The 25,974-nt window shown below is 55.6% G+C and carries 22 protein-coding genes; 6 read left to right on the top strand and 16 right to left on the bottom strand.

The window, feature by feature from the left end:
* Positions 1-64: 64 nt before the first annotated feature.
* The 8 genes from E5C26_RS02460 to E5C26_RS02495 all read right to left on the bottom strand — a co-directional run bounded on the left by E5C26_RS02460 (position 65) and on the right by E5C26_RS02495 (position 9,678).
* Positions 65-3,046, bottom strand: coding sequence for an amino acid adenylation domain-containing protein (locus tag E5C26_RS02460; RefSeq protein ID WP_135314907.1), 2,982 nt, complete (start codon positions 3,044-3,046; stop codon positions 65-67).
* 213 nt (positions 3,047-3,259) lie between these two features.
* Entirely contained in the window at positions 3,260-3,646 is a 387-nt protein-coding gene (gene ridA, locus E5C26_RS02465) for a 2-iminobutanoate/2-iminopropanoate deaminase (protein ID WP_017891419.1), read from the bottom strand.
* Positions 3,647-3,831: 185 nt separating this feature from the next.
* Positions 3,832-4,296: an aspartate carbamoyltransferase regulatory subunit gene (gene pyrI / locus E5C26_RS02470; protein ID WP_020825003.1), complete on the bottom strand. Its 465-nt coding sequence runs from the start codon at positions 4,294-4,296 to the stop codon at positions 3,832-3,834.
* A gap of 12 nt (positions 4,297-4,308) precedes the next feature.
* Entirely contained in the window at positions 4,309-5,244 is a 936-nt protein-coding gene (pyrB, locus tag E5C26_RS02475) for an aspartate carbamoyltransferase (protein WP_012005001.1), read from the bottom strand.
* A gap of 303 nt (positions 5,245-5,547) precedes the next feature.
* Complete coding sequence (locus E5C26_RS02480) at positions 5,548-6,552, bottom strand: FecCD family ABC transporter permease (RefSeq protein ID WP_135314908.1); 1,005 nt, start codon at positions 6,550-6,552, stop codon at positions 5,548-5,550.
* Entirely contained in the window at positions 6,552-7,508 is a 957-nt protein-coding gene (locus E5C26_RS02485; protein WP_135314909.1) for an ABC transporter substrate-binding protein, read from the bottom strand. The genes E5C26_RS02480 and E5C26_RS02485 overlap by 1 nt, the downstream gene beginning before the upstream one ends.
* Before the next feature lie 89 nt (positions 7,509-7,597).
* A complete protein-coding gene (locus tag E5C26_RS02490) occupies positions 7,598-8,416 on the bottom strand; it encodes an ABC transporter ATP-binding protein (protein WP_135314910.1) in 819 nt (272 codons plus the stop codon).
* Between the two features lie 20 nt (positions 8,417-8,436).
* Positions 8,437-9,678: an amino acid deaminase gene (locus E5C26_RS02495; RefSeq protein ID WP_135314911.1), complete on the bottom strand. Its 1,242-nt coding sequence runs from the start codon at positions 9,676-9,678 to the stop codon at positions 8,437-8,439.
* A 192-nt stretch (positions 9,679-9,870) separates the two neighbouring features.
* On the opposite strand from E5C26_RS02495, the gene E5C26_RS02500 reads away from it, so the two are divergent.
* Genes E5C26_RS02500 through E5C26_RS02510 form a run of 3 tightly spaced genes read left to right on the top strand, consistent with a single transcriptional unit; the run spans position 9,871 to position 12,629 of the window.
* Positions 9,871-10,734, top strand: coding sequence for a MurR/RpiR family transcriptional regulator (locus E5C26_RS02500; RefSeq protein ID WP_135314912.1), 864 nt, complete (start codon positions 9,871-9,873; stop codon positions 10,732-10,734).
* A 39-nt stretch (positions 10,735-10,773) separates the two neighbouring features.
* Complete coding sequence (locus tag E5C26_RS02505) at positions 10,774-12,213, top strand: N-acyl-D-amino-acid deacylase family protein (protein WP_135314913.1); 1,440 nt, start codon at positions 10,774-10,776, stop codon at positions 12,211-12,213.
* A 17-nt stretch (positions 12,214-12,230) separates the two neighbouring features.
* A complete protein-coding gene (locus E5C26_RS02510) occupies positions 12,231-12,629 on the top strand; it encodes a RidA family protein (RefSeq protein WP_099065057.1) in 399 nt (132 codons plus the stop codon).
* 116 nt (positions 12,630-12,745) lie between these two features.
* Here E5C26_RS02510 and E5C26_RS02515 read toward each other — a convergent pair whose 3' ends face one another.
* From E5C26_RS02515 to argF (E5C26_RS02545), 7 genes are all read right to left on the bottom strand, one after another.
* Positions 12,746-14,314 (bottom strand): ABC transporter substrate-binding protein, encoded by a 1,569-nt coding sequence (locus E5C26_RS02515; RefSeq protein WP_135314914.1) that lies wholly within the window; start codon positions 14,312-14,314, stop codon positions 12,746-12,748.
* A gap of 324 nt (positions 14,315-14,638) precedes the next feature.
* On the bottom strand, positions 14,639-15,130 hold the full coding sequence (locus E5C26_RS02520) for an arginine repressor (RefSeq protein WP_135314915.1): 492 nt from the start codon (positions 15,128-15,130) through the stop codon (positions 14,639-14,641).
* A gap of 64 nt (positions 15,131-15,194) precedes the next feature.
* Positions 15,195-16,625, bottom strand: a complete 1,431-nt coding sequence (locus E5C26_RS02525) for a basic amino acid/polyamine antiporter (RefSeq protein WP_135314916.1) — start codon at positions 16,623-16,625, stop codon at positions 15,195-15,197.
* An 86-nt stretch (positions 16,626-16,711) separates the two neighbouring features.
* A complete protein-coding gene (gene argF / locus E5C26_RS02530) occupies positions 16,712-17,716 on the bottom strand; it encodes an ornithine carbamoyltransferase (RefSeq protein ID WP_135314917.1) in 1,005 nt (334 codons plus the stop codon).
* An 18-nt stretch (positions 17,717-17,734) separates the two neighbouring features.
* Positions 17,735-18,652 (bottom strand): carbamate kinase, encoded by a 918-nt coding sequence (gene arcC, locus E5C26_RS02535; RefSeq protein WP_441347647.1) that lies wholly within the window; start codon positions 18,650-18,652, stop codon positions 17,735-17,737.
* Between the two features lie 19 nt (positions 18,653-18,671).
* Positions 18,672-19,892, bottom strand: coding sequence for an arginine deiminase (arcA, locus tag E5C26_RS02540; protein WP_135314919.1), 1,221 nt, complete (start codon positions 19,890-19,892; stop codon positions 18,672-18,674).
* A 619-nt stretch (positions 19,893-20,511) separates the two neighbouring features.
* Positions 20,512-21,531, bottom strand: coding sequence for an ornithine carbamoyltransferase (argF, locus tag E5C26_RS02545; protein ID WP_012005010.1), 1,020 nt, complete (start codon positions 21,529-21,531; stop codon positions 20,512-20,514).
* 163 nt (positions 21,532-21,694) lie between these two features.
* Between argF (E5C26_RS02545) and rraB the strand changes: the two genes are divergently transcribed.
* Both rraB and miaE read left to right on the top strand, forming a co-directional pair.
* Complete coding sequence (gene rraB, locus E5C26_RS02550; protein ID WP_135314920.1) at positions 21,695-22,123, top strand: ribonuclease E inhibitor RraB; 429 nt, start codon at positions 21,695-21,697, stop codon at positions 22,121-22,123.
* A gap of 55 nt (positions 22,124-22,178) precedes the next feature.
* The gene (gene miaE, locus E5C26_RS02555; protein WP_135314921.1) at positions 22,179-22,943 is read left to right on the top strand and encodes a tRNA isopentenyl-2-thiomethyl-A-37 hydroxylase MiaE; all 765 of its coding nucleotides are present in this window, start codon (positions 22,179-22,181) and stop codon (positions 22,941-22,943) included.
* 21 nt (positions 22,944-22,964) lie between these two features.
* Here the strand turns inward: miaE and E5C26_RS02560 are convergent, their stop codons facing one another.
* On the bottom strand, positions 22,965-24,572 hold the full coding sequence (locus E5C26_RS02560; RefSeq protein WP_135314922.1) for a GMC family oxidoreductase: 1,608 nt from the start codon (positions 24,570-24,572) through the stop codon (positions 22,965-22,967).
* A 352-nt stretch (positions 24,573-24,924) separates the two neighbouring features.
* On the opposite strand from E5C26_RS02560, the gene E5C26_RS02565 reads away from it, so the two are divergent.
* Positions 24,925-25,929 (top strand): acyltransferase family protein, encoded by a 1,005-nt coding sequence (locus E5C26_RS02565; protein ID WP_135314923.1) that lies wholly within the window; start codon positions 24,925-24,927, stop codon positions 25,927-25,929.
* Positions 25,930-25,974: the final 45 nt, after the last annotated feature.

The following is a 25,974-nucleotide window of genomic DNA, read 5'->3' on the forward strand; positions in this document are numbered from 1 at the left end:
AATGGCGGCCAGTAGATTATTCAGTTCAATAAGTCCCCTTCCGGCTACCTTGACGCTTTGGCATTCAAACCTGCAACGACGGCTGTGGAGCGCCGATAGACTGCTGCAGATAATTCAGTAGCACCTGCCGGGTAAAGCGCGGTTCTTCGATCCCGCTGTGCTGCAGGAAATGCTGCAGGTTGCTGCAATCCCATTGGTAGGTATTTTGGTAGAGCTGCACCGTCGATTGCCCATTCACCATATTGTCCCTGAACAGGCTGAGCAACGGGTAGAGCGGTGCATCGCCGTTGTGTTCCCACTGCGCCCGCCATTGTTCGAAGGGCAGCGGGTGGAAGTGGTAGCCAAACTCACGCTCCAGCAGGCCGAAGAAGTCCTGCAGCGTCAGGTTATTGCGGTGCTGGTGGATCAGGTTGAATTTCTTCCCCAGAGCCTGCGGATTACGGCTGACATGCGCAATGGCCTGGGTCATATAGTCCACCGTTGTCAGGCCCTCGCACAAATCCTGCAGCGCTGGGCGCGTGCCACTGGCAATACAGGTTTTCACCAGTCGCCCCCACCATTGATAGCTGGCGCTGACGCCGGTTCGGCTATGGCAGGTGGCATATCCCAGACGGAAGGTCATCAGCGGCAGGCCTTGTGATGCTGCCAGATCGGCAATTTTTTCCATTACCCATTTGCTGCGGACGTAGCCGATATCGGTGATCACCGCCGGCAGGTTCTGATCGATGTCGTCACTTTCCAGCATCACTCGTTTGCCGGTGTGCAGATGCCCCCAGCTGTAGACCGAAATCGTCGACATCAACATCAATGGTTTGGTGCGCTGGTGCGCGGCAAAGCGAATGATTTCGCGCAGGCCATGCACGTTGTCGCGCTTCATATAAGAGTAGGGCTGGATAAAGTTCACCGCGCTTGCCGAGTGATAAATGATATCGACCTGCTGGCTGAGTTCACGGTAGCGCTCGGGTGACAGGGCGAAATCAGGCTCGGCCACGTCGCCGGGAACCAGGTGGATCCGACCGCGCTGCTCGGCGGATAAAGCAATCTGATAGCGAGTCAGGATCTCATCGAGTCGCCGTTGCGGGGATATCCGACCGCGCTCCCGCACCAGGCAATACAATTCGGCACGGGTAGTGGCCAGCAACTCTGCCAGCAGATGTGCGCCGATAAACCCGGTGGCACCGGTGAGCAAAATGGCCCTGGGCGAGCTTATCTGCCCTGCGTCGTATTGCGGATTGATGGTGATGTCTGCGGGCAACCAGACGTCGTCCTGCAGAGCACGCACCGGTTCGCTGTCCACCGTCGGTAGTGCATGGCCGCTGCGTTCATCCAGCGCCTGCGCCAGACGAGTTATCGTCGGGTATTCATAAATATCGCGGACATAAACTTTCACGCCAATCTGCTGGTCGATGGCCGTCGCCAGTTTTGCCGCCAGCAGCGAATGGCCGCCGATGTCGAAAAAGTTGTCTTCGGCACGGATATTCTCCGTCCCCAACAGCCGGCACCAAATAGCGGCAATGGTCTGTCGGCTGCCGGTCAGCTTTTCTGCTGCCGGAGGTTGAACCGTGCGGGAAAGGGCCAGCAGCGCAGCCTTATCGGTTTTGCCGTTGGCGTTGATCGGCAGACGCTCCAGCAGCCGGTAATCGGCGGGCAGGAAGTAAGATGGCAATGTGGCTTTCAAATGTTGCTTCACGCGTTCGATCAGCCCAGCGTCGTTCTGGTTGGCCACCAGAAAGGCCACAATCTGTTTGTTGGCCGGATCCTGCGGCTGGGTAACGGCCGCAACGGCGGCCTTCACGCCTGTCACCTGTGCCATGACGCTTTCTATTTCGCCCAGTTCCACGCGGTTACCACGGATCTTGATCTGGTCGTCGAGACGGCCGAGGAACTGGATCCGATGATCCGGCAGCCAGCGTGCCAGATCGCCGCTGCGATAGAGCCGTTTACCGGCAAAATGCGCGGGGGTAATAAATTTTTCGGCAGTAAGCTGCGAATCATTCAGGTAGCCGCGTGCCAGGCAACTGCCGCTGATGTAAAGCTCGCCGGGTTGCTGCCCGCTGACGGGGTGCAGATTATCATCGAGAATGAATATCTCGGTATCCGCCACCGGCCGACCGATAGTGGCAGGGGCGTGTTGTGTGGCGCAACTGACCAAATTCCAGGTGGCGAAGATGGTAGCTTCCGTCGGGCCGTAGTAATCCACCAACGGGTAGCTCACCCCGCTGAGATCTACCGGGTTGAGTTTTTCCCCAGCGGTAAACAGGTAGCGCAACGCCAGGTTTTCCGGCTGTGGCGCACTGACAATTTCAGCCACCAGCACCGTGGGCACAAAAGCATGGGTGATGTGGTGGTGCGCGAAGAAGTCGAGTAGGGCCGAAGGCTGCAAGCGGGTCTCTTCCTCTGGCAAATACAAGGTAGCGCCGCTGGTCAACGCCGCCCAAAATTCCCACTGAGCCACGTCAAAACCAATACCGGCTATCAGCGTTGAACGGCTTGTACGGTTCATGGCGAACTTTTGGTTATGCCAGAGGACAATATTCAGCAGTGAATGATGGGCAATCATGACCCCTTTGGGATTGCCGGTGGTGCCGGAGGTGAAAATAATATAGGCAGTCTCATTACCCTGCGGTTTTATTAATTCAAAGGGTAACGGTTCACTCGAGGTAATATTATCAATCGCAAAGACTTTTACGTCAGGGGACTTAATTTCAAGATCGATTGATAAGTTGCTTAATATTATTGTGTTAGCTGCACTTTGTCTGAGGATATCCTGAATTCTTTTTTCAGGATATCGGGCATCAATGGGAATATAACTGGCTCCGGCTTTCAGGATGGCCAGAATACCTATCGGGAGTTCAGCGGTACGTAATGCTATGAGCGGCACGCAGTCACCGGGGCGGACGCCTTGCTGTTGCAGGTATCCGCACAGTTGGTTACTGGCATCATCCAACTGCCGATAAGTGAGGCGCTTATTGTTACTGACAATCGCCAGCGCTTCCGGGGAATAGGTCACCTGTTGGATAAAATAATCCAATACGCTTTGAGCCATGGGGTTATTCTCCTGAGATTATTAGTCTGATTAACAAACTGCAAAGAGTCATGTCCCGGCCGGGTGAAAAACAATTATAGACGCATTTTTATTGTGGGAATGAAAATATGTTGAGAATAGAGTTATCTTTATAAAATAACTGGAATAATAATTTTCCTAAAATAAAAACGGCCAGCCGATGGCTGACCGTTGGGCGCGTGCGCAGTCGTGGAGTTAACGACGAACGGCGATGGCTTCGATTTCGATTTTCACGTCTTTTGGCAGACGGGCCACTTCAACGCAAGAACGGGCCGGGAACGGCGCGCTGTGCTCGGTGAAGAAGCTTTCGTAAGCGGCGTTAACGGTGGCGAAATCGTTCAGGTCTTTGACGAAGACCGTGGTTTTCACGATGTCGGCGACTTTCAGGCCGGCAGCTTCAACGATTGCTTTAACGTTTTCCAGCGACTGGCGTGCCTGAGCGGCCACATCGTCGGCAACGGCGCCGGTTTTAGGATCGACCGGGATCTGACCGGAAGTGATGATCATGCTGCCCAGATCAACGCCCTGCACGTAAGGACCAATGGCTGCCGGGGCGAGTTCAGTGCTAATGTTACGTGACATTTTTTCTCCTAATTTACCCTTCGTCTTTCAAACCGCAGCGTTGTTGACTGCGTGTGCTCACCGTAGGGGACGAATAAATTCGTCCCGATTCATTTGGGCGCAGCATGCAGCGCCCCTACAGGGACTCCCATTATAGGGCGTCGCCGGGAGAATAACAGCGCCGTCTCCCGGCGAAAACCGCAGATTCAGTCTGCCTGCAACACCACCTGATGTTCGAACTCTTTCTCGCAGTAGCGGCACTTCAGATGTACGTCGCCGTCGCGGGATTTCACGCTAAAGCTGGAGGAAACCGGCTCACTGCGGCTGATGCAGTTGCTGTTCGGGCAGGTCAGCACGCCGTCGATATGGTCCGGCAGGCTGAGGGTCAGCTTGCGCACCACTTCGTAATTGTCGATGCGGTTAACCGTGGCTTTCGGCGCGTACATCGCCAGCTGGTTGGCCTGCTGCTCGGTCAGAAAGGTGTTCTCGATTTTGATCAGGTCTTTGCGGCCCAGCTCATTGGAAGGCAGGTTCAGGCCGATGGTAATGCGCTGGTCGGTGGCGGTCAGCTTGAACAGCGTCAGCAGCTTAAAACCTATCTGCGCCGGAATATGGTCAATCACCGTACCGCACTTGATCGCTTCAACCTGCAGTTTGTTATCGTGAGTCATGACGGTTCCCCCTTAAAGAGCCAAATCTGCGTTTAATACCAGCGCCAACAGCGCCTGACGGGCGAAAATGCCGTTGCCCGCCTGCTGGAAGTAGTAGGCGTACGGCGTTTTATCCACGTCGGTGGTGATCTCATCAATGCGCGGCAGCGGGTGCAGCACCTTGAGGTTGTCACGTGCCCCGGCCAGATCCGCCGCGCGCAGCACGAACTGCGCTTTCACGTTGGCGTATTCGGAAGGATCCAGACGTTCTTTCTGCACCCGGGTCATGTAGAGAATATCCAGCTCCGGCACCACTTCTTCAATGCTGCTGTGCAGGCTGTATTGAATGCCTTTCTCTTCCAGCATCTGCAGGATGTAGGCCGGCATCGCCAGCGCGTCCGGGGCGATGAAGAAGAAGCGGTTACCTTCAAACTTGGCCAGCGCCTGTGCCAGCGAGTGTACGGTGCGGCCGTATTTCAGGTCGCCGACCATGGCGATATTGATGTTGTTCAGGCGGCCCTGGGTTTCCTGAATGGTGAACAGGTCGAGCAGCGTCTGGGTCGGGTGCTGATTGGCACCGTCACCGGCGTTGAGCACCGGGATGCCGCCGGAGAACTCGGTCGCCAGCCGTGCCGCGCCTTCCTGCGGGTGACGCATCACGATGGCATCGACGTAGGTACCAATCACCGAGATGGTGTCGGCCAGGGTTTCGCCTTTCTTGCCGAGCGAGGTATTGCTGCCGTCGGCAAAGCCGACCACCGAAGCGCCCAGACGGTGCATCGAGGTTTCAAACGACAGGCGGGTACGGGTGGAGGCTTCAAAGAAGCAGCTGGCGATCACCTTGTGCTTTAGCAGCTCGGGTTGTGGATTGGCTTTCAGGCTGGCGGCGGTGCGCAGCACCAGCTCCAGATCCTCGCGGCTGAGATCGTTAATAGAGATGATGTGTTTGTGATACAGCGGGTTGGCCATTTTTCACTCTCCTCGACTCGTGCCCGTGGCGCGGGACTTTTCAGGCAAAAAAAAGCCCCTCAACGAGGGGCTTGAAACGATCGGTTTAGCAACAGGAGAAACAACGGCAGTTGGCTGCCGCTTGGCAGTCGGTTTTGTCGGTTGTGGCTAACAAAACGAACGTCGTTTTTCATGCTTTCTCCTGGCAAATTGTCGCGCATTATACTCGCGCTTTTGATCACTGCAAGCGCTAAAGCGCCGTTTTTTGCCCTTTCGCAATCGATTGGCTGGTGGCCTTTAGAGACAGGCCCTATCAATTGACGATCACTGGGTTCGTCGTAGCAAAATTGCCAGCACGAAAATACCGCCGAGACCGGCAGTAATAATGCCGATAGGCAGTTCCTGTGGCGCAGTAATGACCCGGCTGAGCAGGTCGCCGGCCGAGAGCAGTATGGCGCCCAATACGCCCACCAGCGGCAGCAGACGCCGGTGACGTACGCCGGTAAAGGGGCGAGCCAGGTGGGGGACCATTAACCCGACAAACCCAATCACGCCGGTTAATGCCACCAGTAGCGCGGTCGCCAGTGAACAGCACAGAAAAACTTCGGTGCGTAAGCGGCGGGTGTTGATGCCCAGGGTACCTGCTGTCTGTTCGCCCGCCAGCAAGCCATCCAGCGAGCGCCAGCGCAAGGCAATCAAGACCACCAGGACCAGCAGCGCCAGCAAGGCAAAAATCAAATTATCCCAACGTGCCAGCCCCAGCCCGCCCAACGTCCAGAACAGCACGCTGCTGGCGGTGCGCTGGTCGCCGGAAAACACCAGATAGTTGGTGAAGGCACCGAATAAAAAAGAGACCGCCAGGCCGCAGATAATCAGTTTCTCGGTGCCCTTCTGCGACTGCGTCATAAAAATCACCATAACGACCGCAGCGGACAGCAGCCCGCCAACAAAAGAGGAAACCGGTAATGTCCACGCCCCCAGACTATCGCCGAGACGGGTGATGACCAGCACCACACCGGCAGAGGCACCCGAAGAGAGGCCAAACAGAAAAGGATCGGCCAGATCGTTGCGGGTGGTGGTTTGCAGGAGTGCACCGACCAACGCCAACCCGGCACCGGCCAGCAACCCCAGCAGCGTGCGAGGCAACCGCAGCTCCAGCACAATGCTTTTGATCATCGGCGGTACTTCGCCAGGGGTGATACCCAGTGCGACCATCACCTGAGAAAAGGAGAGCGACACGCTGCCTTGGGCGACATTGGCGAGCATCAGCCCTGCCAGTAACAGCGGGGCGATGACCCACGCCAGCCTGAAACGCATTCTTTCCGACATTAGCTAAAGGCAGCGGGGTAGAGGGCGGCTGCCAGTGTGTGGATGGCCTCAATATTGACTGGCCCCGGCGTCAGCGCCTGATATTTCAATTTCAAATAACGCTGATGAATGACAGCCGGTGTTTGCTTCATCAATGGATGTTGCTCCAGGAAAAGCTGTCGAGGGTCGGTATCGGCGGTGGCTTGCGACTGATAATCCACCAGAATGATAAATTCAGGCTCAGTCGCCGCGACACTTTCCCAGTTGGTGGTCGCCCAACTGGTATTCAGGCTATCCATCACATTCTTCGCCCCGGCGGCTTCAATAATTGCCGTCGGCATCGCGTAAGCTCCGCTGGTAAAGGGCTTGTCTTCACCGGAATCATACAGAAACACCCTTTTTGGGCGTTGCGACGCGATTTTACGCTGGATCTCGGCCACCTGCTGCCTCCAGCCCTCGACCAGCGTTTGCGCCTGTTCCTGTTTGCCGAAGACTTTGCCGAGCCTGATCATGTCACCGTATAACAAATCCAGACTGGCGCGCGGGCGGTGGTTGTCTACGTGGATGCAGCTTTCACTCAGTACCAGTGTTTTGATATTAAATTTCGCCAGTGCCTGCGGGGTCACGTCACCACGCAAGCCATAGTTCCAGCCGGCGAAGAACAGGTCAGGATTAACGGCGAGAAGATTTTCGATCGTCGGGTATTTCGGTGCCAGCTCAGGGATGGAGCCCCGTTGTTGCGTGAATTCAGGGATATTTTTGTACCAGCCGGAGATGCCGGTCACGCCCACCATGGCAGGCTGTAGCTGCAGGGCAAACGCCATTTGCGACATGTTGATGTCCTGGATCACGGCACGCTGAGGGGCTTGAGTGAAGGTCAGTGGCTGACCACAGTTGTCAACCGTGACAGGAAAACCAGAGGCTCCGGCGCTGCCTGAGGTTAATGCCAGTAAGGCGGCGAGGATTAACTTTTGCACATCGACTCCAGATTGATAAACCGAAGTCAGTAACCCGGTTCGTTGGAAACCGGGGCAACATACCTGAATAATTCGTATGACAAATGTAGTTAGATCAAACAACCGTTGATTGGCGGGGCTTTTGTCGGCAACGCCTCGAAAAAGCGCAGGGCCTGGCCGGTGACCGGGTGGCGGACTTGCAGTGATTTCATACCAAACACCTGTTGTAAGTGCGTTGACTCCAGCACAGTGTCCGGGCTGCCATAACAGACTATTTCCCCTTGATTCATCATGATGACGTTATCGGAAAAAGGTTGTACCAACTCAAGGTCATGCAGCACTTTCAGCGTGGCGATCTTTTTTTGATGAATAAGCGACAGCAGTTGGTGCCGGGCTAACGGATCGAGATGGTTGGTGGGCTCATCGAGCAATAGCAGCACTGGCTGCTGCGCCAGTACCCGGGCGAAACCGGCACGCTGGCGTTCGCCACCCGAAAGGTTGCCAAGCGGAAGGTGTTGCAGATGGCGAATACCCACGTCGTCCATCGCTTTTTCGACAATCAGCAGGTGCTCGGATGGCCCCTTGTCAGCCTGCCAGGGCAAGCGACCCAGGGCCACATACTCATTAACCCTAAGCCGCAAATCGGCGTCATCATGCTGGCTAAGCAAGGCGATAGAACGGGCGCGTTGCTGGGGAGGGATGGCGGATAAAGGCGTGCCCCGAAAGAGAATTTCACCTTCACTCGGCTTTAGCTCACAGGTTATTAGCCGCAGTAGCGTGGATTTCCCGCTGCCGTTGGGGCCGATAAGGGTGACGGACTCGTTCTCCTGAAGGGCAAAGCTGACCCGGTTAATCCGTGGGACTTTCCCAGGGCTTGTCAGGGAGAGGTTCTGCACCGACAAGAGACTGTCGGTGGGCAGATTAGGCATGACATATCCTTCTTTCGTTATCAGAAAAACGTCTCAATGGTTTCTATAACGTTGTAATTATCGTCAATCAAAAACAGCGTTTTCCATTTATCAAAGGTCAGGCATGGGTGAGAAGTGGCGAACACCAGAATATCACCGACCTGCACCGGAAACTCCGCCGGGCAGCTTAACATGGCGTGCTGATCCATGATGCCATGGGTCAGTAGATGCTGAATGTCGCTTAGTTGCTGAACCCCATTGCGATAATGGGCGATCGGTTGCGGCAGACCGGCGTCGAAGGCGGCATCTCGTTTGCCGAAGTTGACGATAACCCGGCCCGGCTCAGGCACCGACTGCACCAGCGCCACCAGTTCCAATGCCGAGGTTAATTCTCCCGCCAAATCGCAGGCGTAGCTGTCACGGGCCAATACCGCATTTTGCGCGTCCTGGTAAATTCCCTGGTCATGGGTGATGTAACAGCCGGGGCGGATCACCACACGGCAGTTTGCCGGCAGCGCCTCTTCACTCCAGACGTTGCAAACCACGTCATACCAGGAGGAACCGGCACCGGTCAGGATCGCCTGCTCAGCGTTCAACAAGCCTTGCTGGTGTAGCCTGCGCAGCAGCCCGGCGGCTTCACGCAGGAATTGTTCGATTTTGCTCTGGGCATCATCGCCGTGCATCACGCCTTCATACAGTTCGATACCTTGCAGACGCAACCCCGGCAGCGCGGCTATCTCCTGTGCCAGCTGCTGCGCCTGCGCCACGCTGCGGCAACCGCAGCGCCCGCCGGGGACACCCAACTCCACCAGCACATCCAGCGTTTGCCCGCGCTGGCTGAAAAAGGCTGCGAGGGTCTGCGCATTGCTCAGGCTGTCGATGCAGCAAAAGAAATCCTGGTCGGGATGCTGCGTTTTCAGCTCGGCAATCAGCTGCATATTGGCCTTGCCGACCAGTTGGTTTGCCATCAGTACCCGAGGCACGCCGGCTTCCATGGCCACTTTTGCCTGCCAGGCGGAGCCGACGCCAATGGCCCAGGCGCCTTGCGCTACCTGACGCTGGAAGATCCACGGCGTCATGGTGGTTTTACCGTGTGGGGCTAAAGAGACGCCGCGCGCATCGGCATAGTTTTGCATCCAGGCAATATTGTTTTCCAGGCTGCTGCGCTTGATGGCGGCAGCCGGCAGGCAGACATCTTCATTGAGCAGGTTGGCCGGGCCGTTCGGGGCGCTGTGCATCACGGCGGCTTTGTGGGTAACGGTGAAATCTGTTTGGTATTTCATAACATTATCCTTTGAGGGTTCTATCTTTTTTAAAATGGGTATCGTTATTAAAATTATTGATTTAAATGATTTTTAAATAATATTTGTTGTGATGTGGGTACAAAGTATCATTTTTAGAACTGTTTTTTGTGTAGTCTTCCACTGTTTTCTTGCATTGTAAATGACAAAATTTAACCACTATGAGGTCAGGCGATGGGTGTTGAAATCGACATTATCTCGCGCATTACGGAGCGTTTTATCGAGCTGAGCAGCGCCGAAAAACGCATTGCACAATTCATTCTGGATGATGCGGAGGCGGTGACCGCCCTGCCGATTGCCGAACTGGCCCGGCAGGCTAACGTTAGCCAGGCGTCGATTACGCGTTTCGCCAAAGCGCTGGACTGCCGCGACGTGCGCGATCTTAAGGTCAAGCTGGCGCAGTCGCTGGCGGTGGGGCAACGCTTCATTCACGAAGAGCCGGACCTTGAAGGAATTCAGGGGATTTATGAAAGCATTATCAATGTCCTGAATATTAATCGGCGGACCCTCGATGACGCCGCGCTGGCCAAGGCGGTGGAGTTACTCAGCGGTGCACGACACATTGTGGCGATGGGTATGGGCGGCGGCTCTACCCTCTGCGCAGCAGAGATCCAGCATCGGCTGTTTCGGCTGGGGTTGCCGGTGACGGCACAAAGTGATGGCTTGCTGGTGCGCATGATGGCGGCAGCGGTGAGCAGGCAGGATGTGATCGTGGCGCTGTCACTGGGTGGCTACACGCAGGAAGTGGTGGAAAGTGCCGCCATTGCCCGCCAGTACGGGGCCAAAGTGGTGGCGATTGCCCCTACCGGAACGCCACTGGCGGCGCAGGCTGACGTGCTGCTGGCGTTGGTGGTGCAGGAAAATGATTACATCTACAAACCCAGCAGCTCGCGCTACGCCATGCTGGCGATGGTGGACGTGCTGGCGACGGCGCTGGCCATGGCGAATAAGCGCCAGTCCAGGGACCGGTTGCGCCGCATCAAGCTGGCGCTGGACAGCCATCGCGGCGGGGCCGACCGCCAGCCGCTGGGTGACTGAGCCGGTATCCCACAGACCCTAACGGAAGGATGATGATTCATGCGGTATCAGTATCTGTTTAAAAATGTCACGGTGATCGACGGCAGCGGCGGGCCACTGTACCAGGCGGATGTTGCGGTCAAAGACGACCGCATCGCGGCGATTGCGCCTGTCATCGAGACCGACGCCGAGGTGGTGATTGAGGGGCACGAACGGGTGTTGTCGCCGGGGTTCATCGATGTGCATACCCATGACGATACCAACGTAATCCGCATGCCTGAAATGCTGCCGAAGATTTCACAGGGCGTGACCACGGTGATTGTCGGCAACTGTGGCATCAGCGCGGCCGGTGCGACGATCAGGACCCAGGTGCCGGACCCGATGAACCTGCTGGGGGAGAAAGAACATTTCATTTACCCGACCATTGCGGCCTACCGTCAGCAGGTGGAAGCCGTGACGCCTGCGGTGAATGTGGCGACGCTGATTGGGCATACCACCTTACGCAGCAACCAGATGGATGACCTGTTTCGTCCGGCCAGTGGCGAAGAGCTAGTCGCCATGCGCGAGCAGTTGCGCAGCGCATTGCAACAGGGCGCGTTAGGATTGAGCACCGGTCTGGCCTATGCCTCGGCGTTTTCGGCCCCCACCGAAGAGGTGATGGCACTGGCGGAAGAGCTGGCGGCTGAGCAGGGGATTTACACCACCCATTTGCGCTCGGAGTTTGAACCTATCCTCGAGGCGATGGATGAGGCCTTCCGCATCGGCCGCCACGGCCGGGTGCCGGTAGTGATTTCGCATCATAAATGCGCCGGGGCCAAAAACTGGGGCCGCACGCAGGAAACCTTAAAATTGTTCGACAAGGTGCGTCAGACGCAGGATGTGTCCTGCGACTGCTACCCTTATTCTGCCAGTTCTTCGACGCTGGATTTAAAACAGATCACCGATGAGTTCGAGATCGTCATCACCTGGTCAGAAACGCACCCGGAGATGGCGGGGCAGTCTTTGCGCGACATCGCCGGAACCTGGTCGCTGAGCTTGCATGAGGCCGGCAAGCGGCTGATGCCGGCAGGGGCGATTTACTACAACATGGACGAGCAGGATGTGCGCCGGGTGTTGAGTTATCCGCTGACCATGGTGGGGTCGGATGGTTTGCCGAACGATCCGATGCCGCATCCACGCCTGTGGGGAGCCTTCCCGCGCGTGTTGGGGCATTACAGCCGTGACGAAGGACTGTTCCCCCTGACCGTGGCGGTACACAAAATGAGTGGCATGTCTGCGGCACGCTATCAACTGCCGCAGCGTGGGCTGATCAAAACGGGTTACTACGCCGATCTGGTATTGTTCGATGCGTTGAAAGTAAAAGACAGCGCGACGTTCAGCCAACCTCAACAGCCCGCCGCAGGGATCGACGCGGTGTGGGTGAACGGCGTACTGAGTTATCAACATCAGGCCGTTACCGGCCTGCGCGCCGGGCGGTTTTTGTGCCGTCAGGGCAAATAAATCGACAGGAGCAAGGCATGACGATCAAAAGATACGGTATTGATGGTGGCACCGGCACGGGTGGGCAGCACCTGCCCTTTTCCAGAGCGGTAGAAGCCGGTGGTTGGCTGTATATCTCCGGTCAGACGCCGATGAAAGACGGTGAAGTAGTGGAGGGCGGCATTATCGAGCAGTCGCGCCTGGCGATCCAAAACTGCCTGGATATTATGCAGGAAGCGGGATATGGCCTGGAGGACGTGGTGCACGTTAAGGTCATTCTGACCGATGCCCGTTATTTCCAGTCATTCAATAAAGTCTTCCGTGAGTTCTTTGCCGCTCACCCACCGGCGCGTATTTGCGCGGTTGCCGATTTAGTGGTGGATTGCAAAGTTGAAGTGGATATTACCTGCTATAACGCTGCACGCATTACCCGCTAGTGGGTGACGAAACGATCATGACCTGATGGTTTCACTGCTTGTCACTCTGTAAAAAAGCCAGGCCTACTGAGGGGCCTGGCCGCCTCGTCATATCCCACGGCTTAAAGATGCCCCCTTTATTTGCTGACGCGATCGTAATAGACCATGTCGGCATTCAGACCCTGTTGATAGCCTTTGACGTTATCGCGTAGCACCACTTCGGTTTTTGCCTGATCGATAAACACATACGGCGAGTTACGCTGCAGTTCCTGCTGCATGGCGGTGTACAGCGCGGTTCGCTTGGCCGGATCGGCTTCGGCTACCGCCGCCAACGTTTGCTGGCTTAACTGCGGGATCTGCCAGCCGTTGAGGCCCGCCACCGTGCTGGCCTTGCCGTCGTTATAGGCGAAGGCGCTGGCGTTGGAGTGGGCGTCGAAATAGTCGGGGATCCACAAACGGATAGCGGCCTGATGCTGGCGGGCGCGTACCCGCGAATAAACCTGGCTACCGGCGGCCGGCAACAGTTCCAGCTTCACACCGCCCTCGGCAAAGCTGGCCTGCATCGCCTGGGCGATGGTGATAAACGGCGGTTTGTTCTCTACGTCCAGCGTCAGCGTGGCGTTGGTGATCCCGGCTTTGGCCAGAATGGCTTTGGCTTTGGCCGGATCGAAGCTGAACGGGTTGTCTTCCAGCGCACCCGGCAAACCGACCGGCAGGAAGCTTTGGTGGACGAAATACTGGCCCTTCAGCAGATCTTTGGTGATGCCCTGGTAGTCAATCAGATAACGCGCCGCCTGCCAGAAGGCCGGATTTTTCAGCAGCGGGTTGGCGGTGTTGCCAGTGTTAAACACCAGGTAGTTTTGCTCGGCGGAAGGGATCTCCAGCACCTTCACGCCCGGCTGATTTTTCAGCGCCACGGTCTGGTCCGGGCCAAGCTCGCGCGCCACGTCGGCGTCGCCCTGCTGGATCAGCAGGCGGCGGGTGGCGGAGTCTGGCACGCTTTTAATGATGATGCTTTTCAGCAGCGGTTGGCTGCCCGGTGAGGTCGGATTGGCATCCAGCACAATCGCCTGATGCGGTTGGTAGACGCGCATTTTGAACGGCCCGCTGCCGGCAGAGTGCATTTTCAGCCAGGCGTTGCCGTAGTCGCCGTTTTTGGCATTCGGCTGCACCGTTTTGCTGTCAACGATTGAGGCGATCGGGGTGGAGAGAATATTCAGCGCTACTGCCGGGCTGACGTCTGCCGTCCAGCTCAGTTGCAGGCTATGGTCGTCAATTTTCTTCAGCTGTGCGTCGATGTTATCCGGCTGCCAGCCGAGGACGTTGAGAATAAACGCCGGTGACTTGTTCATCTTCACCGCGCGGCTGTAGGAAAAGATCACGTCATCGGCGGTCAACGGGTTACCGGAGGCAAATAGCGCCTGTGGACGCAGTTTGATGGTCAGGGTTTTGGCAGCGGCGTCGCCTTGCCAGCTTTCTGCCAGCACCGGCACCACTTTTGCCGGATCGTCGCGATCCGCCTGTACCAGCCGTTGATACAAACTTGGCACGGTCTGGATGCTGGACAGTTCGTTGGCTTCCGCCGGATCGAGGCTGACGATGTCATCCAGCGATTGCACCACCACCAGCGTGTTGGGTGGAGTGGCGGCCAATGTGGCGGTGGACAGCGCGGCAAGCATTAACAGCGGCAGGACTTTGGCTTTCATTGTTTTTTCCCCTGAATGCACCGCGGGCTCCGGTGCCGAGAAGTCATTGTTATCGTTAGTTTTCGCGGCGTTTTGCCGTCAGCATGCACGGTAGAACCTTTGTCGGTGGCTGACAAAGGTTAATCGGCTATTTGATAGACAAAAAAACTATAAGAGGCCAGAGCGCGGAGCGCCATTTGAAAGGTGCTCCGTTGTTTCGTGGTAAGGGCGCCGCATGCTGCGCCCTATAGGACAATCAATGGGTTAAATCGGGTCGAACATGTTCGACCCCTACCTATTTATAAGCCGTCTGAAAGCCCTGTTCAAGACAGGGCTGGTTGGTCATCAAAGACCGGGATTGCTGTCCAGCAGGTTCAGCAGGCGCTGATGCAACTGTGCGACATCGCGTGTATCGCGTGGCGCTATCCACACCACATTGCTGCTGGCGATCACGCCCAATACGGCGGGCCAGGCGCAAAGATCGATAATCCTCGCCATGGCTTTCGCGTAGCCGGAATTCATGTGGATCAGCACAAACTTGTCGTTATGCTCGACGTCGATCAGCATCGCTGATAGCGGCTCGTTGATATCGGGTGCCGGGTGGTGCAGCGCATTGAGGGAATAGACTTTTTTCCCCTTGGCATTCTGCACCTTCATCACTCCCAGCATTTTCAACAGGCGAGATACGGTCGACTGGCTAATGCCCTGATAGCCGCTGCGCATCATTTGATGACGGATCTCCTCCTGTGATGAATAACGTTGGCTGACCACCAGTTTGCGGCACAGTGCCAGTTTGCGTTGTTCCTTTCCCCATGAGGTTTCTATCTTATTCGTCATTTTAATACTGCCTTGGTTTGAAAATGAGCGATAACTCTATATAAATCAATGTAATAAATTATCGCTAACCGAGGGTGATATGACCGGTCGCAATCATATAAACGGTAATGCCGGCGATAATGACCAAAAAGGTGGCAATTAGTGCTTCATAGCCTTTCAAAAGCCGCTCTGCACGCTGGGTTTTCTGGTGCCACAGGAACACCAGCAAACCGGGAACGAACAGCAGCGAACTCAGCAACATCTGGCTGCCGGCCGCATAACACAGCCAAAAACCGTAGAGGGTACCAATCAATCCGAGGGCCAGATCGCGGGTGCGCGACTCCCCAGCCCGGTAGTTTTCGCCGGTGATCGCCAGTTTCAGACCATAGGCGGCGCTGAACAGGTAAGGGGGAAGAATGGCGGCGGTGGCGATAGAGAACAGGGCCTGATAACCGGCACTACAGAAAAATGTCAGCAGCAGGAACAGTTGAATCAAACCATTGGTGATCCACAACGAGGTTGCCGGTGAGCCATTGGCATTGGTTTTGGTAAATACTTTTGGGAACATGCCGTCTTTGGCCGCGACAAACGGCAGTTCCGAGGCAAACAGTGTCCAGGCCAGCAGCGCGCCGGCTACCGACAAAGTGACCCCGGCAGCGACCAGGCGTGCGCCCCAAATACCGATCACGGATTCCAGCACCCCAGCGGTCGACGGATTCTTTAATCCGTTCAGCGTGGCTTGATCGAGCACGCCCATCGACAGCACGCTGACCAAAATATAAATCACCAGGCAACCCAGCAACCCAATCACGGTGGCCTTGCCGATATCGGCGCGCTTGGCTGCCCGTGAGGAGACCACGGTGGCGCCCTCGATGCCGACAAACACCCAGGTGGTAATCAGCATGGTGCCTTTTACCTGTTCAAACAGCGCGGGATGACTGCCATTGACCAGCATCATGCGGCCCCAGAAGTCTGCGGTGAAAATGCCGATGCGGAAGGCGATCACCACTGCGGCGATAAACACCAGCAATACCAGTACTTTGACTACCGTCAGCACGGTATTGATCATTGCGGTCTCTTGCACGCCGCGCAACACCAGCGCATGTACCAGCCACAGCACAATGGAAGCCCCGAGGATCGACTGCCAGTTATTGCCCAGGCCGAACACCGGGAAGAAAAAGCTGAGGGCGCTAAACAGCAGTACCGAATAAGAGACGTTGCCCAGCCAGGCGGCGAACCAATAACCCCAGGCAGACTGGAAACCGATAAAGTCACCGAATCCGGCGCGGGCATAGCTGTAAATACCCCCTTCCAACTTTGGACAACGGGCGCTGAGATTCTGATAAATCAGTGCCAGGCAAATCATCCCGACGGCGGTAATCAGCCAGCCGATCAACAGCGCACCGGGTGAGGCCACAGAAGCGAAGTTTTGCGGCAGGCTGAACACGCCGCCACCCACCATGGAACCTATCACCAGCGCAATAAGCGCCATCAGTCCCAGTTTTTTTTCAGACATAAGGGTTCCTCCAGCTACGCAGGGCAGCAAGAAAATAATGATGCAGAGATGAGAACGCGGCAGTGACTGGCACCGCCGCGCGCCGATCAATCGCCTAGGGTGGCGACCATGACGGCCTTGATGGTGTGCATGCGGTTTTCCGCTTCATCGAACACGATGGAGTGAGGGGATTCGAACACCTCTTCGGTGACTTCCAGTCCTTTCAGACCGTAGGCAAGCTCAATCTCTTTACCCACTTTGGTTTGCTCGTTATGGAAGGCGGGCAGGCAGTGCATAAACTTGACCTGTGGGTTGCCGGTGGTTTTCAGCACCGCGGCATTGATCTGATAGGGCTGCATCAGCTTGACGCGTTCGGCCCAGGCTTCCTTGGGTTCCCCCATCGAGACCCAAACGTCGGTATAGAGGAAGTCGACCCCTTTCACGCCTTCTTCAACCTTGTCGGTCAGGGTGATATGCGCGCCGGTATGGCGGGCGATATCGGTGCACTGTGCGACCAGTGCTTCGTCAGGCCAAAAGGCCTTTGGTGCGACCAGGCGGATATCCATGCCCATTTTTGCTGCGCCGACCATCAACGAATTACCCATGTTATTGCGCGCATCCCCAAGGTAGGCGAAGGAGATTTGATTGAGCTTTTTGCCCGGCTTGTGCTCCAGCATGGTCATCAAATCCGCCAGAATTTGCGTCGGGTGGAATTCGTCGGTCAGACCGTTCCATACCGGCACCCCGGCAAATTCCGCCAGTTCTTCGACAATTGCCTGGCCGAAGCCGCGGTATTCAATGCCGTCATACATCCGGCCCAGCACCCTGGCGGTATCTTTCATCGACTCCTTAATGCCGATCTGGGAGCCGGTGGGGCTGAGATAAGTGACCCGGGCACCCTGGTCGAACGCGGCCACTTCAAACGAGCAGCGGGTGCGGGTAGAGGTTTTCTCGAAAATCAACGCGATGTTTTTACCGCACAGGCGTTGTTTCTCTGCTTTTCCGGATTTGGCTTTTTTCAGTGCGAAGGCCAAGTCGATCAGGTGCTGGATTTCCTCGCTGGTGAAATCCAGCAGTTTCAGAAAATGGCGATGACGTAAGTTGATGCTCATAAGGTTGCCCCTCTCTATTCAATGCGTTGGAGTAATTAATGTGCCTTGCTCGCCGGTCAGAATGCGGGTGGCATCTTGCAGTGCGCCAATGCCGGCAATGCCGTGGCGAGAGCGCACAAAATGGCTGGCAGCCGAGACTTTCGGCCCCATGGATCCGGCGTCGAAGGTGATGTCGGCCAGCTCGTTTGGCGTCACCTTGCTCAGCGCGCGCTGCTGTTGGGTGCCCCAGTCGAGATACACGGCGTCGGCATCGGTCAGGATCAGCAGAGCGTCGGCGTTGATTTGTTCTGCCAGGAACGCGGCGGACAGATCTTTGTCGATCACCGCCTCAATCCCCTGCAATTTGCCTTCCTGCCGCAGCACCGGAATGCCGCCGCCACCGGTACAGACAACCAGATGGCCCTGGGCAATCAGGGCGTTAATCGCGGCAGTTTCAATGATGTTGAGCGGTTTGGGTGAAGGCACCACGCGGCGGAAATACTTGCCGTCCGGTTTGATGGCCCAACCTTTATCCAGGCTTAGCGCCAGCGCGGTTTCCTGGTCGTAGACCGGCCCGATATATTTGCTGGGGTTGCTGAAGGCGCCGTCGTCAGGGTCAACCTCCACCTGGGTGAGCAATGCACTGACTTGCTGCTCCGGCAGACAGTTTTTCAACTCCTGAATCAGCAGATAGCCGATCATGCCCTGGCTTTCTGCACCCAGTACGTCCAGCGGATAAGGCGCGACCTGCGGGTAGGCGCTGTTTTGCAGCGCCAGCAATCCGACTTGCGGGCCGTTGCCGTGCACCAGTACCACGTTCCAGTCCTTGGTCAGCGCAGCGATTTGGCGGCTGGCGAGCAACACGTTGCGGCGCTGGATATCCGCCTCAAGCGGTTCTCCACGGCGCAGCAGGGCGTTCCCACCCAGGGCAATCACCACAGTAGGTTTAGTCATGATGTTTTTATTCCGTTGGGGGTTAGATAGCGTCGCGTTCCAGCGGGCAGCTCATGCAGCGCGCGCCGCCGCGGCCACGGCCCAGTTCATCGCCGGGGATCGGCAGTACGGTGATGCCGGCCTTGTCGTATTTTTCGTTGGTCCAGGTGTTGCGCTCGTAACCGATAACCACGCCAGGGCGGACAGTAAGGACGTTATTGGCATCGTTCCATTGCTCACGCTCGGCTTCGAAGCTGTCGCCACCGGTGGTGATGAGTTGCACCTGAGTAATGCCCAGCGCGCGTTCAATCGCGGTCAGGAAGTGTTTTTCCTGCTGGCGATGCAGGCCGCCTTTGCCGTCGGGGGTCAGCGTCCAGCACTGTGACTCTTTGCGTACCACTTCCGGATAGACCGAGAAGGTATCCAGGTTGATGTGAGTCATGACGGTATCCAGGTGCATACAGGAACGGTGTTTGGGTAATTCCAGTGCGATGACCCGTTCCGCCTGATGGGACCGGAAGAGGGCCTGCGCCAGGAATTCCACCCCCTGTGGCGTAGTGCGTTCCGACATACCGATTAATACCGCGCCGCGGCCAATCACCAGGACGTCGCCGCCTTCCAGCGTGGCGTGATCATAATTACGCTCTTCGTCGCCAAAATAAGTCGTGAAGTTGCCTTTGGAAAAGTAAGGATGCCATTTATAAATCGCGCGAAGATTATTAGTCTCACGCTGCCGTGCCGGTTTTGCCATTGGATTGATCGACACGCCGTTATATATCCAGCATGAGGTATCGCGAGTAAATAAATGGTTAGGCAGAGGCTTCATAATAAAGTCAGTGCCCTGATGGGTGTCGACCACCATATTACTGAAGCTGGCGGGGATCTCGGCATAGGTCAGGCCGCCGGTCATATGGCGGGAAAGTTGAAGATCGGACAAGTCGCCCAGCCAGCCACGAATATCGGCCGCCAGTGACGGCCCAAGCCGGAAGTCTGAAACCTGTGTCGACAACAGCCATTGCTTGGCGGCGGGAATGCTCATGGTTTCTTTCAGCAGATCGGTAAGCAGTAATACTTCGACATTCTGATCTCTTAACGTTTTGGAGAATATATCGTGGTCGGCGCCTGCTCGTTCGACGGATAATACGTCATCAAATAACAGTTCATGACAATTAGATGGCGTTAATCTTTTCAAACTTAAATTAGGACGGTGAAGCATAACGCTGCGCAGTTGGCCTATTTCAGACCCTACATAGTTCTTATTCATTTCATTCCCTATTTTCAGATTTGAGTAACATCGAACGAAAAGAAATAAAGAGCTTATTTCCTTTCATAAGGATGGGTACCGTTGCGTTGCGGAGAATAATAAACTTTGCTTGGCGGTGTTTTGTGATGCGGATCACATGATAAATAGAGGGGAAATGAAATAGGCAATGAATTGATTGGTGTCATTGTTTTGTTTTTAAATCTATTATTCAGAATGCATTAATACTCGCGCCTCGCGTTAATTATCCAGTAACAAAGGGAGTTATGTGGATTTTAGCTAACTAAGTTTTATCTTAACTTGTTGTTTTTTCTTTCTTTGTGTCGGCTGTTAGCGTACTTATTCACTAAATGGCAATTTATATTTCTGTGGACTCATGATTTTTTGAATTTTTATTCCTGTTGGCGGTAAGGGGGCGATTTTTATTTTTGTGATAGGGTCGGTTTATCTTTTTTTTATGCTGAATAAACAGATTATTGGCAGCAAGGTATGTCCTGGCCAGGATAGGGTTATGCGAGCTGGTTGCATAAAAATCCACTGAAAGGCGAAAGAGGGCGGAATAATTAATCGGGAAGGTGATGGGGCGGGTTAAGGGCCCGCCCGTCATGCCTGGCTGGTGGGATTAAAGCGTTTCGCTCAGGGTGGCGACCATCACCGCCTTGATGGTGTGCAGGCGATTTTCCGCCTGATCGAACACCACACTGTGTGCGGACTCGAACACTTCATCGGTGACTTCCATGCCGCCATGCAGTCCGTATTGCTCTGCCATCTGCTTGCCAAGGGTGGTTTGGTCGTCGTGAAACGCCGGCAGGCAGTGCAGGAATTTAACGTTCGGGTTGCCGGTCAGTTTCACCATCGCCATATTGACCTGATAGGGTTTCAGCAGCCCGATACGCTCGTGCCAGGTTTCTTTCGGTTCACCCATCGACACCCAGACGTCGGTATACAGGAAGTCCGCGTCCTTCACCCCTTCGGCAATGTCTTCAGTCAGGGTGATCTTGGCACCGGTCTGTTTGGCTAATGCCTGGCATTCCGCCACCAGCTCCGGCTGCGGCCAGCAGGCCTTCGGCGCCACCAGACGCAGATCCATCCCCGCCAGTGCGGCGGCTTCCAGCAGAGTGTTGCCCATATTGTTGCGGGTATCGCCGAGGTAGGCGAACTTCACCTCGCTCAGCGGCTTGCCCGGCAGCTGTTCCTGCACCGTGAGCAGGTCTGCCAGCAATTGGGTCGGGTGGAACTCGTTGGTCAGCCCGTTCCACACCGGTACGCCGGCATGCTGGGCCAGGGTTTCCACCAGATGCTGGCCGTAACCGCGGTACTGAATACCGTCATACATCCGCCCCAGCACGCGGGCGGTGTCTTTCATCGATTCCTTATGGCCAATCTGGCTGCCGCTCGGGCCGAGATAGGTGACCTGAGCACCCTGATCAAAAGCGGCAACTTCGAAAGAGCATCGGGTACGGGTCGAGTCTTTTTCGAAGATGAGCGCGATGTTTTTGCCCTGCAGGTGGCGTACTTCCTTGCCTTGCTTCTTGGCCTGCTTCAAATCGGCCGACAGTTTCAGCAGTGCGTGCAGCTGTGCCGGGGTGAAATCCATTAACCTCAGGAAGTGACGTTTGTAGAACGGGTTTATGCTACTCATGGTCGTATATCCTTATCGCTTTAATTGAATTTAAATTCACTTTATATGTATGAATATTCAAATTCAACCCCGCGGTAGAAATCTTTCACGTTTATCGTGGAAGCAATGCCGACGGTGTGTGAAAATAGGCGCAATACAGGCCATTTGACTTGAGGATATAGGCATGGCAAACAGCGAACAGCTAGACGAACAACGTGAAGAGACCCGCCTGATCATCGAAGAACTGCTGGAAGACGGCAGCGATCCAGAGGCGCTCTACACCATCGAACACCATCTCTCTGCCGAAAAGTTTGAAGTGCTGGAGAAAGCCGCTGTCGAAGCCTTCAAGTTGGGCTTTGAAGTGACTGACGCCGAAGAGCTGGAAGTGGAAGACGGTAGCCTGGTGATGTGTTGTGACGTGATCAGCGAAGTGGGTCTGAACGCCGAAGTGATCGACGCTCAGGTCGAGCAACTGGTGGCGCTGGCGGCACGTTGCGGCGTTAACTACGACGGTTGGGGCACCTACTTCGAAGATCCAAACGGCGAAGAAGGTGACGATGATGAAGAAGAAGGTGACTTCATCGACGAAGACGACGACGGTAAACGCCACTAATTAACTTCTGCTTAATTCCTGTGGGCCAGCGCTTGTTGGCCCCTGATAAGAACACATGAAATACCAATCCCTGCTAGCCCCGATTTTAAACTTCCTGCACTGTGAAACCCCAGACGCCTGGATTGAAGCTGCGCGTCGCCCGGAAAACCTGCCGCTGTTGCTGACTGACCATATGGTGTGCGAGCTAAAAGCCGCGCAGACCGGCATGTGGCTGATCCGTCGCTACGTGGCGGACAAGGAGAGCGGTGACGCATTGCTGGCACTGCTCAGGCCCTATGAGGCGTTTTTGCATGAAGCGCAGGGCGTGCCGGAAGCGCTGTTCCAGCAGAACAATTTCACCCGTAAGATCCTGCCGAAAAACGGCTCGGCCTACGGTCAGGATCTGGCGGACAGAATGGTGCTGCTGATCAAAGAAGAGCTGCATCATTTTTCGCAGGTGCTGGAGATCATGCTGGCACGGCAGATCCCGTATAAGAAAATCACCGCCAGTCGCTATGCCAAAGGCATGATCCGTGAGATCCGCACCCACGATCCGGCCACGTTGATTGATAAACTGATTTGCGGCGCCTATATCGAAGCGCGTTCCTGCGAACGTTTCGCCCGCCTGGCACCGCACCTGGACGACGAGCTCAACCGCTTTTACGTTTCGCTGCTGCGCTCCGAGGCGCGTCACTACCAGGACTACCTGACATTGGCCGAACAGATAGCCGGTGGCGATATCAGCGAGCGGGTGGCCCACTTTGGTCGCATTGAAGCGGCGCTGATCCAAACCCCGGACAGCGAGTTCCGCTTCCACAGCGGCGTGCCCGCCATCGCCTGACAACCGGGCACCCAGATGATTTTATTGTGGCGTGCCCAGCAGTAAATCCACCGCTTTTTCTGCCAGCATGATGGTCGGCGCATTGGTATTGCCGCTGGTCACCTGCGGCATCACCGAACAGTCGATCACCCGTAGCCGTTCAAATCCATGCACCCGCAGTTGCAGATCGGTCACCGAGTCCTGCGGGGATTGCCCCATGCGGCAACTGCCTACCGGGTGATACACCGTTTTGCAGAAGTTGCGCACGAACTCCTCCAGTTGCGCTTCATCGTTCAGCCACTCCGGCTGTGGCATCAGCAAATCTTTGATAATCGGTTTGAGGGCGGCGGTTTGCAGAAAACTCAGGCCGAACTTCACCGCACGCACGCTGCCGGCCAGATCTTCCGGATGACCGAGATAGTTGGCGTGCAGCTTCACCGGATCCTTGGGATCGCGACTGCGCAGCAGTACTTCACCGCGGGCCCTGGGTTGCAGATAGCCAACCTTGAGCGTGAAGCCGTGAATATCGGGCAGCGGTTCGCCGGGTACGTCGTCCCAACTGTCGAGCATCGGCAGGAAGTGGATCTGCACGTCCGGCCGGCCGTCGCCCAGGCTGTCGGTGAAGGCGGCCCCTTCCAGCACGTTGGAGCTCAGTACACCGCTGCGAAACGCCAGCCATTCGGTAGCGTGGCGTAGCGCCTGCAGGCCGCGATCGGCACCGTACAAACTGATTGGCTCGCGGGTACTGACGTTGATCGACATATGCAGGTGATCGTGAAAGTTCTTGCCGACTGGCAGGTCCGCCAGCGGTTCGATCCCCAACTGCTGCAGGTGTTCGCGTGGCCCGATGCCGGATAGCATCAGGATCTTCGGCGATCCTACCGCACCTGCGCTGAGGATCACTTCCTGGGCGGCATGGGCCGTGACCTCGGCACCGCCGTTTTGGCTATACACCACGCCAGTGGCGACGTTGTTGTCGAACACCACCCGGTGTACCAGTGCATTCAGTTTCACCACCAGCCGTTGTTCATTTCGTACGGCTTTCAGGTAAGTGCGTGCGGTGCTGGCGCGTTCGCCGTTGTGGGTGGTGGTTTGGTAGAAACCGACGCCGTGCTGGCTGTCGCCGTTGAAATCGTTGCGATAGGGGAGATCAAGCTCCTGACCGGCGCGAATAAACGCCATGCTGAGCGGGTGACGGTAACGGTTCTCGCTGACCGGCAGCAGACCCTCACCGCCGTGATAGGCATCCGACAGGCTTTCGTTGGCCTCGGCACGTTTGAAGTAGGGCAGTACGTCCTGATAACCCCAGCCGACGCAGCCATAGCGTTCGGCCCACTCGTCGTAATCCTGTCGCTGGCCGCGAATATAGATCATGCCGTTGACCGAACTGCTGCCGCCCAACACCTTGCCCTGGGCTATCTGCATGCGGCGATTATTGGCATGCGGCTCCGGCTCGGTTTCATACGGCCAGCTTTTTTTGCCGATGATTTTCGCCACCCCAGCCGGCATCTTGATGAACAGATTATTGTCGTCACCACCGGCCTCCAGCAGCAGCACCCGCGCCTGGGTGCGGCGGATCAACTGCGCCGCCAGCACACAGCCGGCAGAACCGGCACCGACAATGATGTAATCAAAAGCGTTTTCCGACATGACTGCTCCTTGTGCGATTGCGGCATGAGCCGATGTTGGCAGAGTAGCGCAAGCGGGCGGCAGGTCAATTTGTAATCATTAATTTGTTAATGAATATCACAAAAAATATTTTTATTTTATATCATATACATGATTTTTATGAATAAAAAATAACATAACTATGTTAATTATTGGTTGTTATTTTTCTGCGGGTACAGGCTGACGAGAGAAAATGCGGTTTTATAAACAAAGGGTGCATTGTTTCTTAAAGGAATATTAATTATGAGACTTATCCGAGCAGGAAAGAGAGTGTCAGAGCAAAATTGCTGCTATATGATGAGCCAATCTATCATCGGATAAGATATTAAGAAATATGGAAATTTCGATTAATAAATCTAATTATTTAAAAGGGATTGCCATCATTCTGATGTTAATCCACCACCTGTTTGCCTACCCAAGCCGCATTAGCCCGGACATCACGGTTTATCATATGGTTAACAGCGTCGATATTGAGATGTTTGTTGGCCTGTTCGGCAAGATTTGCGTGTCGATGTTCCTGTTTTTATCCGGCTACGGGTTCTCGCTAAAAAAAGAAGTTACGTTTAAATATATCTGGGGCAAGCTGAAGAACTTATATATCAGCTACTGGATAGTGCTGTTTATCTTTGTGCCGATCGGCATCATCTTCTTTCCGGGGGAAAGATATTCCCTGTCGCCGTCGCTGTTTTTCGAAAACCTGGTGGGCATAAAATCCACTTATAACAGCGAGTGGTGGTTCTTTAAACTTTACGTTTTATATGTGCTTTCTCTGCCGCTGTTGTCGCGCTTGAATATCGGCCCGTTACTGGGGCTGTTGTTTCTGGCGGCGCTGTGCGGCAAGGGGTTGCAGTATGTCGGCTGGGCGCCAGAAGTGTTGATCGAATATTGCACCTGGCTGCTGCCGTTTGGCTTTGGCATGGTGTTTGGCCGTAGCCAGAAATTGCCGCCGAACTCGTGGCTGGTGAAACTGATTACGATCCTGAGCCGTACCCATCCGCTGATCTTGCTGATAGTGACGGTGGCGGTATTTATCGTCGCCCATAATCCTGGGCTGCTGCTGGTGACACCGCTGTTTATTATTGCGCTGATGAATACGGCCGAGGGGCTGGGTAGTGGGGTGAACCGGGTGGTGGGTGAGTTGGGCAAGCATTCGATGTACATGTGGCTGACCCACAGCTTCTATTGCTATTACTTCGCCCAGAAGCTGATCTTTGCGCCGCGCTATACGCCGCTGATCCTGCTGTTTTTAATTACCGTATCCTACCTGACCAGCCTGGTGCTGAGCCGGATTGAGTTGGCTATCAAAGGCGGGGTGACGGAGAGGGTGCGATCCCAGTAGGGGCGCTGCATGCTGCGCCCGTTATTACCGCGGGCGCAGTAGCAA

Origin of the sequence: Serratia proteamaculans (genome assembly GCF_004684015.1) — a bacterium.
GTDB classification, from domain to species: Bacteria; Pseudomonadota; Gammaproteobacteria; order Enterobacterales; family Enterobacteriaceae; genus Serratia; species Serratia proteamaculans_F.

Bases quoted from the DNA above. Each gene is read 5' to 3' on its own strand.
- E5C26_RS02460 (WP_135314907.1), bottom strand. From the start codon at position 3,046: ATGGCTCAAAGCGTATTGGATTATTTTATCCAACAGGTGACCTATTCC.
- ridA (WP_017891419.1), bottom strand. From the start codon at position 3,646: ATGTCACGTAACATTAGCACTGAACTCGCCCCGGCAGCCATTGGTCCT.
- pyrI (WP_020825003.1), bottom strand. From the start codon at position 4,296: ATGACTCACGATAACAAACTGCAGGTTGAAGCGATCAAGTGCGGTACG.
- pyrB (WP_012005001.1), bottom strand. From the start codon at position 5,244: ATGGCCAACCCGCTGTATCACAAACACATCATCTCTATTAACGATCTC.
- E5C26_RS02480 (WP_135314908.1), bottom strand. From the start codon at position 6,552: ATGTCGGAAAGAATGCGTTTCAGGCTGGCGTGGGTCATCGCCCCGCTG.
- E5C26_RS02490 (WP_135314910.1), bottom strand. From the start codon at position 8,416: ATGCCTAATCTGCCCACCGACAGTCTCTTGTCGGTGCAGAACCTCTCC.
- E5C26_RS02495 (WP_135314911.1), bottom strand. From the start codon at position 9,678: ATGAAATACCAAACAGATTTCACCGTTACCCACAAAGCCGCCGTGATG.
- E5C26_RS02500 (WP_135314912.1), top strand. From the start codon at position 9,871: ATGGGTGTTGAAATCGACATTATCTCGCGCATTACGGAGCGTTTTATC.
- E5C26_RS02505 (WP_135314913.1), top strand. From the start codon at position 10,774: ATGCGGTATCAGTATCTGTTTAAAAATGTCACGGTGATCGACGGCAGC.
- E5C26_RS02510 (WP_099065057.1), top strand. From the start codon at position 12,231: ATGACGATCAAAAGATACGGTATTGATGGTGGCACCGGCACGGGTGGG.
- E5C26_RS02515 (WP_135314914.1), bottom strand. From the start codon at position 14,314: ATGAAAGCCAAAGTCCTGCCGCTGTTAATGCTTGCCGCGCTGTCCACC.
- E5C26_RS02520 (WP_135314915.1), bottom strand. From the start codon at position 15,130: ATGACGAATAAGATAGAAACCTCATGGGGAAAGGAACAACGCAAACTG.
- E5C26_RS02525 (WP_135314916.1), bottom strand. From the start codon at position 16,625: ATGTCTGAAAAAAAACTGGGACTGATGGCGCTTATTGCGCTGGTGATA.
- argF (WP_135314917.1), bottom strand. From the start codon at position 17,716: ATGAGCATCAACTTACGTCATCGCCATTTTCTGAAACTGCTGGATTTC.
- arcA (WP_135314919.1), bottom strand. From the start codon at position 19,892: ATGAATAAGAACTATGTAGGGTCTGAAATAGGCCAACTGCGCAGCGTT.
- argF (WP_012005010.1), bottom strand. From the start codon at position 21,531: ATGAGTAGCATAAACCCGTTCTACAAACGTCACTTCCTGAGGTTAATG.
- rraB (WP_135314920.1), top strand. From the start codon at position 21,695: ATGGCAAACAGCGAACAGCTAGACGAACAACGTGAAGAGACCCGCCTG.
- miaE (WP_135314921.1), top strand. From the start codon at position 22,179: ATGAAATACCAATCCCTGCTAGCCCCGATTTTAAACTTCCTGCACTGT.
- E5C26_RS02560 (WP_135314922.1), bottom strand. From the start codon at position 24,572: ATGTCGGAAAACGCTTTTGATTACATCATTGTCGGTGCCGGTTCTGCC.
- E5C26_RS02565 (WP_135314923.1), top strand. From the start codon at position 24,925: ATGGAAATTTCGATTAATAAATCTAATTATTTAAAAGGGATTGCCATC.